This window comes from Prevotella sp. SGI.167 (assembly GCF_050313615.1).
In the GTDB taxonomy this organism is placed as follows: Bacteria; Bacteroidota; Bacteroidia; order Bacteroidales; family Bacteroidaceae; genus Prevotella.
The window spans coordinates 83,188-100,152 of the sequence record NZ_JBNPLT010000001.1; the positions used below are offsets into that span (position 1 = coordinate 83,188).

General features: G+C 46.6%; 14 protein-coding genes. 3 read left to right on the forward strand and 11 right to left on the reverse strand.

The annotated features are described in order from the left end of the window. Positions 1-21: 21 nt before the first annotated feature. Positions 22-1,539 carry an alpha-L-fucosidase gene (locus ACQRBJ_RS00330; protein ID WP_445302599.1) on the forward strand — a complete coding sequence of 506 codons (1,518 nt, stop codon included), beginning with the start codon at positions 22-24 and terminating at the stop codon, positions 1,537-1,539. 22 nt (positions 1,540-1,561) lie between these two features. Further along, positions 1,562-2,470, forward strand: a complete 909-nt coding sequence (locus ACQRBJ_RS00335; RefSeq protein WP_297158094.1) for a hypothetical protein — start codon at positions 1,562-1,564, stop codon at positions 2,468-2,470. A gap of 764 nt (positions 2,471-3,234) precedes the next feature. Here the strand turns inward: ACQRBJ_RS00335 and ACQRBJ_RS00340 are convergent. Together ACQRBJ_RS00340 and typA are read right to left on the reverse strand one after the other, a co-directional pair. Beyond that, complete coding sequence (locus tag ACQRBJ_RS00340) at positions 3,235-4,197, reverse strand: bile acid:sodium symporter (protein ID WP_294970836.1); 963 nt, start codon at positions 4,195-4,197, stop codon at positions 3,235-3,237. Positions 4,198-4,293: 96 nt separating this feature from the next. Then, positions 4,294-6,096 (reverse strand): translational GTPase TypA, encoded by a 1,803-nt coding sequence (gene typA, locus ACQRBJ_RS00345; protein WP_294970838.1) that lies wholly within the window; start codon positions 6,094-6,096, stop codon positions 4,294-4,296. A gap of 180 nt (positions 6,097-6,276) precedes the next feature. On the opposite strand from typA, the gene rpsO reads away from it, so the two are divergent. Further along, on the forward strand, positions 6,277-6,546 hold the full coding sequence (gene rpsO / locus ACQRBJ_RS00350) for a 30S ribosomal protein S15 (protein WP_022122065.1): 270 nt from the start codon (positions 6,277-6,279) through the stop codon (positions 6,544-6,546). Between the two features lie 85 nt (positions 6,547-6,631). Here rpsO and folK read toward each other — a convergent pair whose 3' ends face one another. The 9 genes from folK to ACQRBJ_RS00395 all read right to left on the reverse strand — a co-directional run bounded on the left by folK (position 6,632) and on the right by ACQRBJ_RS00395 (position 16,946). Then, entirely contained in the window at positions 6,632-7,036 is a 405-nt protein-coding gene (gene folK / locus ACQRBJ_RS00355) for a 2-amino-4-hydroxy-6-hydroxymethyldihydropteridine diphosphokinase (protein ID WP_295346773.1), read from the reverse strand. 93 nt (positions 7,037-7,129) lie between these two features. Next, positions 7,130-8,314, reverse strand: coding sequence for a tRNA preQ1(34) S-adenosylmethionine ribosyltransferase-isomerase QueA (queA, locus tag ACQRBJ_RS00360; RefSeq protein ID WP_295346772.1), 1,185 nt, complete (start codon positions 8,312-8,314; stop codon positions 7,130-7,132). 66 nt (positions 8,315-8,380) lie between these two features. Next, positions 8,381-9,097 carry a tRNA pseudouridine(55) synthase TruB gene (gene truB / locus ACQRBJ_RS00365; RefSeq protein WP_445302600.1) on the reverse strand — a complete coding sequence of 239 codons (717 nt, stop codon included), beginning with the start codon at positions 9,095-9,097 and terminating at the stop codon, positions 8,381-8,383. A gap of 10 nt (positions 9,098-9,107) precedes the next feature. Next, positions 9,108-9,953, reverse strand: coding sequence for an undecaprenyl-diphosphate phosphatase (locus ACQRBJ_RS00370; protein ID WP_294971909.1), 846 nt, complete (start codon positions 9,951-9,953; stop codon positions 9,108-9,110). A 39-nt stretch (positions 9,954-9,992) separates the two neighbouring features. Then, on the reverse strand, positions 9,993-10,220 hold the full coding sequence (locus ACQRBJ_RS00375) for a DUF3098 domain-containing protein (protein WP_153124468.1): 228 nt from the start codon (positions 10,218-10,220) through the stop codon (positions 9,993-9,995). Positions 10,221-10,298: 78 nt separating this feature from the next. Next, on the reverse strand, positions 10,299-11,177 hold the full coding sequence (locus ACQRBJ_RS00380; protein WP_294971907.1) for a permease-like cell division protein FtsX: 879 nt from the start codon (positions 11,175-11,177) through the stop codon (positions 10,299-10,301). A gap of 260 nt (positions 11,178-11,437) precedes the next feature. Continuing rightward, on the reverse strand, positions 11,438-12,220 hold the full coding sequence (gene lpxA / locus ACQRBJ_RS00385) for an acyl-ACP--UDP-N-acetylglucosamine O-acyltransferase (RefSeq protein WP_445302601.1): 783 nt from the start codon (positions 12,218-12,220) through the stop codon (positions 11,438-11,440). Positions 12,221-12,257: 37 nt separating this feature from the next. Next, positions 12,258-13,652, reverse strand: coding sequence for an efflux transporter outer membrane subunit (locus ACQRBJ_RS00390; protein ID WP_294971901.1), 1,395 nt, complete (start codon positions 13,650-13,652; stop codon positions 12,258-12,260). Between the two features lie 27 nt (positions 13,653-13,679). Further along, the gene (locus ACQRBJ_RS00395; RefSeq protein ID WP_445302602.1) at positions 13,680-16,946 is read right to left on the reverse strand and encodes an efflux RND transporter permease subunit; all 3,267 of its coding nucleotides are present in this window, start codon (positions 16,944-16,946) and stop codon (positions 13,680-13,682) included. Positions 16,947-16,965 lie beyond the last annotated feature (19 nt).

Below are 16,965 nucleotides of genomic sequence, written 5' to 3' on the forward strand. Positions count from 1 at the left end.
ATCGATTTTAATACAACAACCATGAACATCAAAAAAGTTTTGTTTGGAGTGACCTTCATCATGTCTACCATGGCTGGCCACTCTCAGAGTGTATTCCAAGTTAAGCAGCAGTCGTTGCCTAATCCGGACAACGAGCCTACAGCTGTGTTCCCTGTTCCTAGCGATCGCCAGATGAAATGGCAGGAGACAGAATTCTATGCCTTCTTCCATTACGGAATGAACACCTATACCAACAGAGAATGGGGCTTGGGAAGTGAAGACGTAACCCTTTTTGCACCTACCAAGAAGCCTAACCCTACTCAATGGCTCAAGGCTGTAAAGGCTGCTGGCATGAAGGGCGGTATAGCTGTAGTCAAGCATCATGACGGTTTCTGCCTCTGGCCTACATCTACTACTGTCCATTCCATCGTCAATGCCGGCAATGAGAACGGTAAGACCACCAACATTCCACGCGACTTTGCCAAGGCTGCCCGAAGCTTGGGAATGAAGTATGGTTTCTATGTTTCTCCATGGGACAGAAACAGCAAATACTACGGCACAGAGAAATATGTCAACGACGTTTTCCTCCGCCAGTGCGCTGAATTGGCTCAGTATGGTAAAGACCAGTTCGAAATGTGGTTCGACGGTGCCAACGGTGGCGACGGATACTACGGCGGACGCAATACCACCGTCAATGTAGACCGTTCTACCTATTATGACATTCCTAACCTCAGAGACTCTATCCACAAGGTTTGCCCAGACATCATCCTCTGGGGTGTGGGCGCTGAGTCAAGATGGATTGGTAACGAGGCAGGATGGGCTGGCGAAACAAACTGGCTCACCGACGAAAGAGGTTATGCTCCTGAAAGCAACGGTATGTATGGTACCGAAGACGGATGGCAGTGGGACCCGGGAGAGAGCGATGCCAAACTTACTGACAAGGGATGGTTCTGGCACGAGGGCGAGAAGCCTCTCTCTGTAGAGCGACTCTTCCAGATGTATCTGGAGACTGTAGGTAGAAATGCTACCTTGATTCTCAACTGCCCTCCAGACAAGAGTGGTCTGTTGCCAGAGATCGACGTCCGTGTCCTCAAGGATATGGGCAACATGATTCGTACCCGTCTGGGCAAGGACCTGGCACAGAAGGCAAAGGTTACTGTAAGCAACACCCGAAAGGCTGGTGCCAACCGCAACTATGCAGCCAAGAACCTGACCGATAACAACAAGAATACCTATTGGGCTACTGATGATGGCGTGAAGCAGGCTACCATCACCTTCAACTGGGACAAGCCACAGACCGTTCGCTATGTGGATATGATGGAGTACATCCGCAAGGGTCAGCGAGTAAGAAAGTTCCATATCGAAATCTCTGAAGACGGAAAGACATGGAAACCTATCGCAGAGAAGTGCACCACCACAACCATCGGATACAAGCGCATCATCCCGTTGAACGGCAGCACATCCGACAGTTACGGCAAGGGTTATCAGGTGAAAGGCCTGAAGGTTGTCATCGACGACAGCAAGGCTTGCCCATTGTTACATTCCATAAAAGTATTTTAAACTTTGACTCTACACTAAGAATATGAAGAAATTACTCATAGCATTGTGTTTGTTACCATTGGCTGCAATGGGACAAGAAATTAAGTTCGACACCCAGGATTACAAATCCGTGGGAGTTTACGACAGATGGGAGCATTCCCCATTCCGCACAGGAGAACTGGCGGGCAACTGCGAGGTTGTGGATAATCCTGACCTCACCAACAATCCCAACAAGAAGGTGCTTGCCTTCCAGCGTTCACGCCTGGCATCCAACATCTTCGGTGCAAGAATAGATCTGAAGAAACCGATTGCACTGGGGCCTTCAGGAAAAGTAGTTCATGTACTTATCAACCGTCCGATGGAAGGCAGAGTGATGCTGGTAGGACTTGGAAAGCGTAGAGACAGAGCCGGACAGTCTAACGAAGTGGAGCAGTTCTGGATCAAGTCAACCACTCCTGTTCCTGCAGGACAGTGGGCTGATGCCGTTTTCCCAATCAAGAGTGCAGAAGGTGTAGACATCTATAGCCTGGTTGTGGTTCCTCATGCTGAGTCACCTCACGAGATGAAGCAGGATGAAGTAGTATATATTGACGACATCAATATCCACCTGACCAACGCTCCCCGCATCACCTTGCTGAAGACCGAAGGTGCTGCAAAGAAGAAGGCTCACAGCGAGTTTGTTTCTGTAACCGAGGCTAACCGCAACGGTATGGTGACCGCAGCAGACGGCACCACCCTCAACAACCACAAGGTGGCATACGGCAAGCCATTCAAGGTGAAGATGGTTCCTGCTCCAGGATTCACCTACGGTGACTTCACCATTACCCATGGTGACCAGATAGAATCGCTCAAGAAGACAGATATCGCCAAGGATGGCACCTACACCATTCCAGCCAAATGGATGGATGACAACGTAACCATCGAGTGCATATTTATCTCTACGAGCAAATAAACAAGGAATACAACCCAAATACGTTTTTACTCTTCACTCTTCACATTTTACAGATAACCTTCTGTGTTACTGTAAGTTGGAAGGGTGAAGAGTTATTTTATCTCTTCACAACTCTTCACCACTCTTCACATCAAGTGATTTTGAGCAGCTCAGAAAGGGCTTTCAGAGTCTCCTGGAATCGGAATAAGACTCAAGTAAACTTTAACAAAGCCCCACGTAAACTTTATCTAAGGCTTAAACCAAATTCAAAGAAGGCTTAAATCAAATTGGAAAAAGGCTTATTCCAGAAGCAAATGAGACTTAAAGCGAGCCTTAATAGATGGCTGAAGCAAGCCTCAATAGATGGCAAAGACAAGCCTCAATAGAAGCCATTTTCCCACTAAAGTGAAGAGTGGTGAAGAGTGGTGAAGAGTGACCATCTACTCTTCACCATTTCAACCATCAGTAACACAGTAGGTTATATACAAAACGTGAAGAGTGAAGAGTAAAATCGAAACTGGCTCTTAAACACCCGATATACTGTTTTTCAGTATACCACGCCCTACTCTTTTTTTTTCATCCCGAGATATAAAAAATTATCTCGGTACGGCAATTTATTGCCCTAGAAGGGGGCAATAAATTGCCATGCCGAGGCACATTCAGAAACATCGTATTATATTCTGCCAAAGTACGGGCAGAATATAATATTACCCAGTACGAATATAATATTACTCAGTCCGATTTCTATAATTCACAGTATTACCGCATCATTATAACTTAGCGTCCTACCATTTCAGTTTTCCGTATTTCTCCTTATACCACAGTTGCCAGCCATTCACCAGGTTCTGCCAAACCACATAAGCACCCGGTGCTACGGCAGCAAGCGGATTCAGGAAAGTAAGGGTTAGCCAGATACCCACAATGGTATTCTTCTGTCCCAGAGCCTGACCGGCACTGATGCTCGCATCATAATGTCTGCCCACCGCCTTACCGATGGCGAACTGGACAATACAAACAAAGAGCGGAACAATGAGCAGCAAGGCAAGAATCCATCCCGAAACCTCGGCATGGAGGATATTGCGAACCGTCTCGCCCATCAGGATAGTAAGGTTGAAGCACCACATATAGAAGCCCAGATCCTTCACGCTCTTCACCTTATCCACCCATTTAGGCAGAAACCTGCGGCTCAGCAAAGCCAGAAGCAAAGGAACCACCAGTACCGTGGTTACGTTTCGGAACACCATCGCACTCATGAAAAGAAAGGAAACATCTGCCCCCTTCTCCACCATCGGGAAAAGACTAGGAATGATAACCATCGTAAAGACATTGGCTATCACCGTATAAGTTGTCAATGAGCCGATGCTTCCACCCAACTTCTCCGTCACCACAGCCACGGCAGCCGCCGTAGGACAGATAAAACAGATGAAAGCACCTTCGAGCACCAGCTTGGTTTCATAATTATCTCCGAATTCGAAGATAAGCACCACCATCATCAGTGCCAGACTGGTTCGGATGAGCTGCAGGATAAAATGCCAAGCCTTCGGTTTCATCTCCTTGATCTCAATCTTACAGAAGGTAACATAGAGCAAGGCAAAGAGCACCACCGGCATCATATCCACCAGCTTCGGTCCCACCGCATCGCCCAAAGGTTCCAGAAAAGGAACATTGGCGAAAATCAGATAGCCCACGGCTCCCAATACCAGAGAACAGGGCAAAGAAAACTTTCTAAAGAATTTCCACAACCACATACGCATACATTAAAAAAGAATCCCCTGCAAGCAGACTGCCCAGGGCAATCGGCAAGAGGAGATTTCTCACGGATCCATTTATATATAAGCTATAGCTTAATCCTTATTACTACGCTTGCGCTCCAAGTGATCGAGAATCACCTTGCGCATACGCATACTCTTAGGAGTTACCTCTACGTACTCATCCTCGCGGATGTACTCCAGACACTCCTCAAGGCTCATCACGGTCTTTGGAATCACGCGAGCCTTATCATCAGAACCGGAAGCACGCACGTTGGTCAGCTGCTTTGCCTTAGTTACGTTAACCACCAGGTCGTTGTCGTGAACATGCTCACCAACAACCTCGCCGCCGTAAACCTCCTCACCTGGGTCGATGAAGAACTTACCGCGATCCTGCAGCTTATCGATGGCGTAAGCATAGGCAGTACCTGTCTCCAGCGCAATCATGCTACCGTTAGAACGGCGGGTAATCTCGCCCTTGTATGGCTGATACTCCTTGAAACGGTGGGCCATGATAGCCTCACCCTGAGAAGCAGTGAGCACATTGGTACGAAGACCGATGATACCACGTGAAGGAATATCGAACTCGATATCCACACGGTCGCCCATGTTCAACATAGAGGTCATATCACCCTTACGACGGGTAACCATATCAATCATCTTAGAAGCGAACTCCTCTGGTACGTTGATGGTCAACTCCTCGATAGGCTCACACTTCACACCGTCAATCTCCTTATAGATAACCTGTGGCTGGCCTACCTGAAGTTCATAGCCCTCACGACGCATGGTCTCGATGAGCACAGAGAGATGGAGCACACCACGGCCCGAAACAATCCACTTATCAGTGGTATCCTCGTAAGGCTGAACACGAAGAGCGAGGTTCTTCTCCAACTCCTTGTTCAAGCGCTCCTGGATATGACGAGATGTACAGAACTTACCCTCCTTACCGAAGAAAGGAGAATCGTTGATGGTGAAGAGCATACTCATGGTAGGCTCATCAACAGCGATTGGAGGAAGTGGTTCTGGGTTCTCGAAGTCGCAGATGGTATCACCAATCTCGAACTTCTCCAAACCGACAACGGCACAGATGTCGCCAGAATCCACATGGTCTGTCTTCTTATGACCCATACCCTCGAAGGTATGGAGTTCCTTGATCTTAGTCTTCTCCTGGGTACCGTCACGATGGCAGATAGTGATGTTCATGCCATCCTTCAAAGTACCACGGTGTACACGACCTACGGCGATACGACCGGTGTAAGAGCTATAGTCAAGAGATGTGATCAAGAGCTGAGGAGTACCCTCCAGCTGCTTAGGAGCAGGGATAATCTCCACAATCTTGTCGAGCAGATAATCGATGTTGTCTGTTGGCTTGTTGTAGTCATCGCTCATCCAGCCATTCTTGGCAGAACCGTAAACTACAGTAAAGTCAAGCTGATCCTCAGTAGCATCGAGGTCGCACATCAGGTCGAACACCATCTCGTACACCTCTTCAGGGCGACAGTTAGGCTTATCTACCTTATTAACGACAACGATAGGCTTCAATCCGAGCTGCAAAGCCTTCTGCAGCACGAAACGGGTCTGAGGCATAGGACCCTCGAAAGCATCGACGAGGAGGAGGCAACCGTCTGCCATGTTGAGCACGCGCTCAACCTCACCACCGAAGTCAGAGTGTCCTGGAGTATCGAGAATATTAATCTTTGTACCTTTCCAATTGATAGACACATTCTTTGAGAGAATGGTTATACCACGCTCGCGCTCCAAGTCGTTGGAATCGAGCACCTCGCCGCTGTTATCCTGGCCGTCACGGAACAGCTTACCAGCGAGCATCATCTTGTCAACCAAGGTAGTCTTACCATGGTCAACGTGTGCAATAACTGCAATGTTTCTAATGTCTTGCATTTCCTTTACCTTAAATACTTTATGAATTTGGGTGCAAAATTACAAAAAATTCCCGAAAAATTTGCATAATTCACTGAAAAGTTGTACCTTTGCACCGCATTTTAACGGAAACCACCGTGAGGAAGGTCCAAAAGATGCATAACATTCATTCATAATAATTAAATTTTAAGTATCACAGCTATGTATTTAGACAAAGCAAAAAAAGAAGAGATCTTTAGCAAGTACGGAAAGTCTAACTCTGATACTGGTTCAGCTGAGAGCCAGATAGCATTGTTCTCATACCGTATTGCTCATTTGACGGAGCACGTTAAGAAGAACCGTAAAGATTATACTACAACACGTGCGTTGACACAGCTTGTAGGAAAGCGTCGTGCATTGCTCGATTACTTGTATGATCGCGACATCAATCGCTATCGTGCTATCATCAAGGCCCTCGGTCTTCGTAAGTAATCAGCGAAAGCAGACACATTGCTTAACAGAATTAAAAATCCCATCGCTCACAAGAACGATGGGATTTTTCTTTTTTTCTCATTCTTTATAATATTTCCTTCAAGGGTTTCATCACGAAGTCACGCTCCTCCATCAACGGATGAGGAACCTTGAAATCAGGCTCATCGATTTTCAAATCATCAATGAGCAGGATGTCGATGTCGATGATACGGTCGAAATACTCTCCATCCACCGACTTCATCGTACGCCCCATCTCTCGCTCTATCTTCTGAGTGGCTTCCAATACCTGGCGAGGAGCCATCTCGGTCAGCACCAACACACAGGAATTGATGTAATGATTAGGCGACGAATAGCCCCAAGGCTCTGTTTCGTAAAGAGCAGACTGGCGCTTAACCACGCCAATCTGCTCTCCTATTTTATCTATTGCCTCACGAATATTGCGCTTTCTATTGCCCAAATTCGTTCCGAGACCTAAATATACTTTATACATACTTATTCACACTTTTGCAAAAACTGTGGATAACTCAGTCTAAACCCTGTATATCAGTGACTTAATTATACACAAAAAGCGTTTGTTTCGCAATTAATCAGGAAGTATCAACAATGAATCGCCGTAACAACCGAACATATAACCATTCTTCACTGCCTTCTTATAGCACTCCATAACCATGTCGTAACCGCCAAAGGCAGCAGTATTCATCAGGAGTGTAGACTCAGGCTGATAGAAATTGGCTACCATAGAGTCTGCCAATCCGAAATCGTATGGAGGGAAGATAAACTTGTTGGTCCAGCCATCAAATGCCTTCATCATACCATCTGTACCCACAGCTGTCTCTGTAGCCTTGAGCACACTTGTTCCAATGGCACAGACATGATGACCCGACAACTTGGTGTTATTCACCAATTCACATGCATCCTTGGTGATAATCATCTGCTCTGAATCCATCTTGTGCTTGGTAAGATCCTCCACCTCAATCTCGTGGAAGTTGCCAAGTCCGCAATGCAAAGTAATGAAAGCCTTGTTAATGCCATCAATCTCCATACGCTTCATCAACTCTCTAGAGAAGTGGAGACCAGTAGCAGGAGCAGTTACAGCACCTTCCTTTTCTGCAAACACGCACTGGAAGTCGTCCATATCATCCTCTGTAGCGTGATGCACCTCACGGTTATCAATCACATAACGAGGCAATGGAGCCTCACCCAATGCAAAGAGAGACTTCTTGAAGACATCATGCTTACCTTCTTCATCATAGAGGAAACGAAGAGTACGACCACGGCTGGTGGTATTATCGATAACCTCAGCTACCATCTCGTTCACATCGTCAAAGAACAACTTGTTGCCAATACGAATCTTGCGGGCAGGCTCTACGAGTACATCCCAAAGACGCATCTCCGGATTCAATTCACGGAGCAGGAACACTTCAATCTTGGCATCAGTCTTCTCCTTGGTACCATAAAGACGGGCTGGGAAAACCTTGGTGTCATTGAATACAAAGGTATCACCCTCGGTAAAGTAGTTGACAATATCCTTGAACTGCAAGTATACAGGATTGCCGTCGGCATCCACCATATCCTTGCCTTCCTCATCCTTCTTATACATCTCAATGGTTTCAGACTTCTTATGGAGCACCATGAGACGAGACTCGTCACGGCGAGTCACCTCGAATACACGTTCTCCACTTGCTGTCTTAACCACACGTCTTGCTTTATGTGGATAAAGTGCCACCTGCTCTTTTGGCAACTTGAAATTGAATTGTGATAGTTTCATGTTATATATTTTTCTCCTTTCTAAATGATTACTAATTTCTATTTTATTATTCTCAAAAGACAACACTTACTTTGCGGCCTGGGTGCTGTCTTCTAAAGTCTGGACATCCAACCATTCCTGGAAATGATCGAAGTCGATACAGTTCTCAACGGCAAAACTTCCAGCCTTGGTACGGCGAAGGGCTGTAAGGAATGCTCCACTATCCAGAGCACGACCGATGTCACGTGCCAGAGAACGGATGTAGGTTCCCTTACCGCAAACTACACGAATGCTTGCCGTCTTCTCCTCGTCGTTGTAGTCGGTGAGTTCAATCTCGTCCACACGTACGGTCTTTGGCTTCAACTGCACGTCTTCTCCCGCACGACGAAGTGCATAAGAGCGGTCACCATTCACCTTCACGGCACTGTAGGTAGGTGGAACCTGCTGGATTTCGCCCACAAACTGCTTGAGTGTTTCCTCTACCAGTTCACGGGTGATGTGCTTGGTAGGGAAAGTATGATTCACACTGTGCTCCTTATCATAGCTAGCCGTAGTAGCACCCAGCTGTAGAGTTGCCGTATACTCCTTGGTATGCGCCTGCAACTCTTCTATCTGCTTGGTACATTTTCCTGTACAGAGCACCAACACGCCAGTGGCAAGGGGATCGAGCGTACCGGCATGTCCTATCTTCACCTTAAAGCCGAGCTTCTTGCTGAGCAGATAGCGAACATGCGCCAAGGCTCCGAAACTCGACATGCGATAAGGCTTGTCGATGGCAATAATTTCTCCTTTTCTGAAATCCATTATGAAATATTTAATCCACCATCTGCATGTCTACACCACAAAGGCCGCAGATGATGATGATGAGTCCTACAACGATACGATACCAGCCGAAGGCTGCGAAACCGTACTTGGTGACATAATTGATGAAAAACTTGATGGCGAGGATGGCAACGACGAATGCTACCACTGAACCTAAAATCAATGTTACCAGATTATTACCCTGGGTGAGCAACGAACCGCCACCATGGCTGATGAGCTTATAAACCTCCAGACAAGTGGCACCAAACATAGTTGGAACCGCCAAGAAGAATGAGAACTCTGCAGCAGCCTTACGAGTAAGACGCTGAGACATACCACCCACGATGGTTGACATAGAACGAGACACACCAGGAATCATCGCAATACACTGGATAAAACCGATGGTCAAGGCGCGCTTGTAAGTAAACTTAGTCTGCTCACTACCTTTATTGAATATCTTATCGCAGAAGAGCATGAAGACACCACCAATGACAAGCATCCAACCTACCAACTGCACATTGCCAAGGTTAGACTCAATAAAATCATTAAAGGCAAGACCCAACACCACCGCAGGCACAGTACCCACTACCAATCGTGCATAGAAATCGAACATTGCCTTCCAATAGGTCTTCTCGCCTGTTTTCACTGAATCCGGATAGAAAAATCTCTTCCAATACAAACAGATAACAGAGAGAATAGCACCAAACTGAATGATGACAGTAAAAGCGTTAACAAACTGATCCTGAATATCTACGCCCAACAAGTTTTCGGTGATAATCATGTGACCTGTACTTGACACAGGCAAGAACTCGGTCAATCCCTCTACAATAGCGATAATGATTGTCTGAATAAAATCCATCTAATAATAATATGTATATTAATTATAAATTATTAATTATTAATTGTCTTTCGGCTTGCGTATTACAGCATAGATGATAGAGAGGAAGCCAATCAATGTAACGGTTGGTGCCACAACGATACGACGAGTACTGAAGATATCAGTATCGAAAGTATGCTCATTAGAGCCAGCTCCGCTCATCAAGAGGAAACCGATAATGACAATTGCCATGCCAATTGCCAACAAGATGAAGTTCATCTTGTCAAATGCTAAATTCTTCTTATCCATTATTTTAATGTTTAATGTGTAATGTTCAATGTTTAATAAAGCAAGAGAATTCTTCACTCTTCGTTCTTCACTCTTCCCTTATATTTTATACAGGTCGCCTGCCTTCATCTTCAGGAACTTATTTACAGAGATGCTTGCGCACAAAGCCGTGATGATGATACCGAAGAGGAACACCGATCCGCCGGTAATAGCCAGTTCCTGCCAACCCAACACATTGAGCAACTCAGGCTCATGCAACGACCAGGCATAAAGACAGCCACCCAGGAATCCATCTGCCAGCAAAGCTGCCACCACGCCTATCACCATCGCTTTTTTCAGGAATGGCTTACGGATAAAGCCCCATGAAGCTCCTACCAGTTTCATCGTATGAATAGAGAATCGACGGGCATAAATACCTAAGCGTACCGTATTGTTGATAAGCGAGAAGGATATGAAAGTAAGCAAGACTGCCACAATCAACAAACCAATACTGATCTTAGCGAGCGTATTGTTGACCTGCTCTATCAAATCATGCTGATAACTGACCTCAGTTACACGCGGATAAGCCTTCAATTCCTTGGCAATCCATGTCAGGGAATCATTATTGGCATAATCTGCCTGAGTCGTAATTTCAATAGAAGGCTGGAATGGGTTTACACCGGCAAACTCACTAGGATTGGTACCCAATTCCTTGGTAGCTTCCTTCAACGCCTGTTCTTTCGTAATATAAGTCAAATCCTTTACGTAAGGACGGGCATTCAAGCGTTTACACATCTGCAAACCTTCCGGATTGGTCATATCCTGCTCCAGCATCACCTGTACCACCAGGTTCTCCTTCACATACGACGAGAGGTTCCGCCCCATGAGGACAGAGAAGATGACCAAACCCAACAATACAAGCACCATAGCGGTGCTGATGCATAAAGTAACAACCTGCAATCCACGATGATTGCGAGGTTTATATTGTTTCTTTCTCATTATCAATTCTATTTATTTCTGACTGAAAAGAGCGTAATTACCCAAATTGTCTGCAAAGGTACATATAAACGAAGAGATAACAAAATAAAATTGCATTTATTTACATTTATTCGGAAAAATAAGAATAACAGAAACGAGAAAAAGGGCCGACCTCACGGCCAGCCCTTCCTATACAGAGTAAAATTCAAATAGGTATGACTTGAACTTTTACTTAATTTAATCTATTTGCTTTTATGGGACTTGCTAATCCCTAACAAATCTTACAACTTGGTGATGACACCCTTCTCTGAACTCTCCAGGAACTGGATGATGTTCTGAATCTCCGGTCCATCTGGCACCTGATCCTTGATCTGGTTAATGGCATCGAAGAGGGATGTCTGGCCATGGAATACCAATCGAAAGGCATTAGCAATATGCTTGCGAACCTTCTCGGTAAGCTCGGCTGCTTCCATGATGATGGTGTTAGGACCTGCATACTTCACAGGCTTTCCACCGGCAATGATATAAGGAGGAATATCCTTAGAGAAGGTAGTACCTGCCTGAATCATCGCCAGGTCGCCTACTCTAGTCTTGGCGTTCTCTACTACAGATGTTGAGTAGATGACACCGTTACCAATCACGCAGTCGCCCGCAATCTTGGTACCATAACCGAATACGCAACCGTTGCCGATTACAGTATCGTGAGAGATATGGGCACCTTCCATCAAGAAGTTGTTGTTGCCCAGAACGGTCTTGCCACCCTTGTGAGTACCACGGTTGATAACCACGTTCTCACGGATGGTATTGTTGTCGCCAATCACTACCTCACTCTCCTCACCGGTAAAGTTGAAATCCTGTGGGAGGGCAGCAATAACGGCTGCCTGGAACACCTTATTATTATTACCCATGCGAGTACCGTTCATGATGCTCGCAAAGGGATAGATGGTACAGTTGTCGCCGATGACCACATCGTCCTCGATATAGGCGAATGGATAGATCTTGCAGTTGTCTCCAATCTTAGCTTTTGGAGAAACCTCTGCCTTTGGACTTATTATACTAGCCATAATTATTAATTATCAATTATTAATTATTAATTATCAATTACTTAGCTCCTCCACCCAATGCATAGTAGAGGTTTACCACTGCCTGCATCTTGTAGAAGTCATCAGCTACCTTTGAGAGTTGTACGTTGAGCAGTGAAGACTGTGCCTGGATTACTTCCAGATAAGAACCGCCAGCCTCTGACATCAACTTACGTGTATCCTCCACATTCTTCTCGAGTACGGCGATCCGCTTAGCCTCCACCTTACCCTTCTCGTCAGAATAGTTGTAGAGCACGAGGGCATTGCTCACCTCGCTACCAGCCTTCAACACGGCATCCTGCCAAGTGTTGTAAGCCTGCTCGTACTGTATCTTAGCCACCTTCAAGCCGGCAATGATTCTACCATTCTGGAAGATTGGCTGAACCAATGAACCAACAGCAGAAAGCAACCACTTGCCTGGATTCACGATGCCTGCACCAGCAGAATTGGTGAATGCACCTGTACCAGAAATGGTGATAGATGGATAGAACTTGCTGCGGGCAGTCTCAATGCCATAGAAGCACTGAGCCAGATTCATCTCGGCTGCGTGAACATCGGCACGGTTGTTGAGCAACTGGATGCCTACACCGGTAGAGAATGTTGTAGGAAGACTCTGATTCTCCAACTTGCCACGGGCAATAGAATGAGCCTGGTCACCGATGAGAAGACTCAGGGAGTTCTCTGTCTCACGAATCTGACGCATCAGGTCAGTCTTCTGAGTCAACACTGCATAGTAGTTGCTCTCGGCAGCCTGAACAGAAGTTCCGCGATAACCAATCTTGGTATCCTTCAGCACCTTCATGGTCTCCCAGGTATTCTTGGTCAAACCTTCCATATTGTTAACCAGCTCCACCTGCTTATCGAGCATCAACAAGGTATAATACATGTTGGCGATGTTGGCGATGAGGTTGGTCTTTACAGATACCTGATAGTCCTGCAACTGGAGCAGAGCCATCTGGGCACTGCGCTTCTGAGAGAGCAGATTGCCGAAGAGGTCTACCATCCAGCTGGCAGTAACAGGCATCGTGTAAGTCTTGGTGGCAGCCTGACCATCCCAGGAAGCGATAGTTCCCTGAGGAGTGAAAGACAAGGCTGGCACGAATGCCAACTTAGCACACTTCAGCTGCTCTTCTGCCATCTTCACGTTCAAAGCCGCATTGAGGAGGTTGACATTGTTGTTCAATCCCTTCTCGATGAGCGACTGAAGCTGAGGGTCGGTAAAGACACTGCGCCAAGGGATATTGGCGAAGGTAGTAGTATCCTTAACAGCCAAAGTATCTGTATCAGAAGCTACATCGCGAACGATACCGCTGGTCTTCACATCCGGACGCTCATACTTTCCGTAGAGAGTCTTGCAGCTGCTCAGAGAGAGCGCTGCGAGACCCAATATGATGATATTTAAATTCTTTTTCATTGTTTCCTTTGAAGTTACATTGCGTTATTACTTCTTCTCGATACCCTTCTTCTGATGAGCTGCGTTGGCATACTGCTCCAACTCGGCAGCTACCTCCTCGTTCAACTCATCCTCGAACTTCATTGGGGTCAACTTCTCCTGCAACCACTGGAAGACTGCGAAGAGAGCAGGAACCACGAAGATCTGACAGATAGTACCAATCAACATACCACCTACGGCGGCAGCACCCAAAGTCTGGTTACCATTCTTACCTACACCAGATGCGAACATCAGAGGCAGCAGACCGATAACCATCGCCAGAGAGGTCATCAGGATTGGACGGAGACGGGCACCGGCACCCAAGATAGCTGAGTACTTGATAGCCATACCCGTACGACGACGCTCGAGGGCGAACTGTACGATAAGGATGGCATTCTTAGCTAACAGACCGATCAACATAATCAACGAAATCTGCATGTAAATATCGTTAGAGTGACCGAAGAGGTTGGTGAAGATGAACGAACCTGCCAAACCGAATGGGATAGACAATACTACAGACAATGGCAAGATGTAACTCTCGTACTGGGCACTCAAGATCAGGTAAACGAATACGATACAGAGTGCGAAGATCAAACCTGTAGAGTTGCTGGATTCAGCTTCAGAACGGGTCAAACCAGAGTACTCATAACCATAGCCTTCTGGCAATGTCTGCTTGGCAACCTCAGCAATCGCCTTCATACCATCACCGGTAGAGTAACCGCTGTTAGGAGTTACAGATACATCCATAGAGGTAAACAGGTTGAATCGTGTGATGTTAGATGGACCATAAATCTTCTTCAAGTTCACGAACTCGCTTACAGGAGACATGGTGCCATCAGCACAACGAACGTAAATCTTGCTCAGATCGTCTGGACGCATACGACTCTCAGGACCAGCCTGAATCATGACACGGTAGAGCTTACCGTAGGCATTAAAGTTAGATGCGTAGAGACCACCGAGGTAACCCTGCATTACAGACAATACTGAAGATGGAGAGATACCAGCCTGCTTGGTCTTGGCAACATCTACATCTACCATATACTGTGGGTAGTTAGGGTTGTACTGAGTCTGGGCGGTCTGAATTTCAGGACGCTTGTTCAACTCAGCCAGGAACTTCTTCACATTGTCATAGAACTTGTTCAAGTCACCACCGGTCTTATCCTGCATGGTCATGGTGATACCATTCTGTACAGAGAAACCGGAAATCATAGGTGGAGCGAAGGCAAGAACCTGTGCATCCTTGATGGCAGCAGTCTGCTTGTAGATCATACCCAACACAGAAGTATATTCCATTGGGTTGACAAACAACGCCTCAATACCGCCACCCGTACAAGCCTCCTTGATACGGTGGAAGAATCCACCCGGACGCTCCTCGAATGGCTTCAGCTTCACGATGATGGTACCCTGGTTAGAACCGGCACCGCCGATAAAGCTATAACCCATGATGGCGTTACGGGTTGCGATGGCTGGGTTGTTAGCCAGCATCTTATCTACCTGCTTAACCACCTCTGCTGTACGTTCCTGAGAAGTACCAGGAGCTGTAGAGATACAAGCGAAGATAGTACCGGTATCCTCATCAGGCACCAGACCCGTCTTGGTAGTACCCATCAGGGCAACCAGACCTACGATACTGACTGCCACGAGGCTACCAGCGATGATGCCATGATTGATAACCCACTTGACACCACCCTTATACTTATTGGTAATCTTCTCAAACTGATAGTTGAATCCTGCGTGGAAACGGTCTACGAAAGACATCTTCTTCTCGTGACCCTCCTCGTGTGGCTTCAGCAACACGGCACAGAGTGCAGGAGACAGCGTCAACGCATTGATAGCCGAAATAACGATAGATACAGCCATGGTTACACCGAACTCACGGTAGAAGTAACCGGAAGTACCACCGATGAATGATACAGGAACGAACACGGCAGACATCACCAATGTAATAGAGATGATGGCGCTGGAGATTTCGTTCATCGCATCGATAGATGCAGTAAGGGCACTCTTGTAACCCTGGTCGAGCTTGGCGTGAACCGCCTCGACCACCACAATGGCATCATCGACCACAATCGCAATAGCCAGCAGCAGTGCTGACAGCGTAAGCAGGTTGATGGAGAAACCGAAGATCCAGAGGAAGAGGAAGGTACCAATCAAAGCCACAGGTACGGCAATCATAGGAATCAACGTAGAACGGAAGTCCTGCAAGAAGATATACACTACGATGAACACCAGTACCAGAGTGATGATCAAGGTGAAGATAACCTCCTCGATAGATGCGAACAAGAACTCGGTAACATCCATCAGGATGACATTCTTCAACCCAGGAGGATAACTCTTCTCCAGTTCATCAAGCGTTTTCTTTACGTCGTTTGCAATCTGGGTAGCGTTGGAACCGGCAATCTGCTGAACCATACCCATCACGGCAGGCTGACCATCATTGAGCAGGTTTACATTATACTGCAAACCACCCAACTCAATCTTGGCAACTTCGCCCAGACGGAGCGTCTGACCTGAAGTATTGCTCTTGATGAGGATATTCTCATACTCCAATGGAGTCTTCAAACGACCCTTGTAACGCAAGGTATATTCATACTGCATATCAGAGCTCTCACCAAAGCTACCAGGGGCAGCCTCGATATTCTGCTCTGCCAAAGCCTGAGAAATATCAGAAGGAACCAGTCCGAACTCCTTCATCTTCTCTGGTTTCAACCAGATACGCATAGAGTAGTTACGGGTAGAAGGGCTCTGCACATCACCCACACCATTGATACGCTTCAACTGAGGAATGACGTTGATCAAGGCGTAGTTGGTAACAAACTGGTCGTCGTAACGGCCATCGTCTGTAGTCAGAGCGAACATGATGACGTTGGAACTCTGTCGCTTGGTTACGGTGACACCCACCCTAGTAACCTCGGCAGGCAACAGAGACTGCGCCTGAGACACACGGTTCTGTACGTTGACCGCAGCCATATCAGGGTCAGAACCCTGCTTGAAGTAAACGGTGATCTGAGCAAAACCAGAGTTAGACGCAGAAGAGGTCATATAAGTCATGTTCTCCACACCGTTGATACTCTCCTCCAGCGGAGCAACGACTGAGTTCAACACCGTCTGGGCATCTGCACCCGTATAGGTAGCAGTTACCGAGATGGTAGGCGGCGCGATATTCGGATACTGCTCGATAGGCAGCGATACCAAGCCGATAATACCCAGCAAGACGAAGAAGATGGAAACCACCGTCGAAAGTACCGGGCGTTTTATAAAGTTTGTAAATGACATAATTTACTATTTTTCTTTA

Coding starts and splice junctions, on each gene's coding strand:
- typA (WP_294970838.1), bottom strand. CDS start 6,096: ATGCAAGACATTAGAAACATTGCAGTTATTGCACACGTTGACCATGGT.
- queA (WP_295346772.1), bottom strand. CDS start 8,314: ATGAAACTATCACAATTCAATTTCAAGTTGCCAAAAGAGCAGGTGGCA.
- ACQRBJ_RS00335 (WP_297158094.1), top strand. CDS start 1,562: ATGAAGAAATTACTCATAGCATTGTGTTTGTTACCATTGGCTGCAATG.
- ACQRBJ_RS00390 (WP_294971901.1), bottom strand. CDS start 13,652: ATGAAAAAGAATTTAAATATCATCATATTGGGTCTCGCAGCGCTCTCT.
- ACQRBJ_RS00395 (WP_445302602.1), bottom strand. CDS start 16,946: ATGTCATTTACAAACTTTATAAAACGCCCGGTACTTTCGACGGTGGTT.
- lpxA (WP_445302601.1), bottom strand. CDS start 12,220: ATGGCTAGTATAATAAGTCCAAAGGCAGAGGTTTCTCCAAAAGCTAAG.
- ACQRBJ_RS00370 (WP_294971909.1), bottom strand. CDS start 9,953: ATGGATTTTATTCAGACAATCATTATCGCTATTGTAGAGGGATTGACC.
- ACQRBJ_RS00340 (WP_294970836.1), bottom strand. CDS start 4,197: ATGTGGTTGTGGAAATTCTTTAGAAAGTTTTCTTTGCCCTGTTCTCTG.
- ACQRBJ_RS00375 (WP_153124468.1), bottom strand. CDS start 10,220: ATGGATAAGAAGAATTTAGCATTTGACAAGATGAACTTCATCTTGTTG.
- truB (WP_445302600.1), bottom strand. CDS start 9,097: ATGGATTTCAGAAAAGGAGAAATTATTGCCATCGACAAGCCTTATCGC.
- ACQRBJ_RS00330 (WP_445302599.1), top strand. CDS start 22: ATGAACATCAAAAAAGTTTTGTTTGGAGTGACCTTCATCATGTCTACC.
- ACQRBJ_RS00380 (WP_294971907.1), bottom strand. CDS start 11,177: ATGAGAAAGAAACAATATAAACCTCGCAATCATCGTGGATTGCAGGTT.
- rpsO (WP_022122065.1), top strand. CDS start 6,277: ATGTATTTAGACAAAGCAAAAAAAGAAGAGATCTTTAGCAAGTACGGA.
- folK (WP_295346773.1), bottom strand. CDS start 7,036: ATGTATAAAGTATATTTAGGTCTCGGAACGAATTTGGGCAATAGAAAG.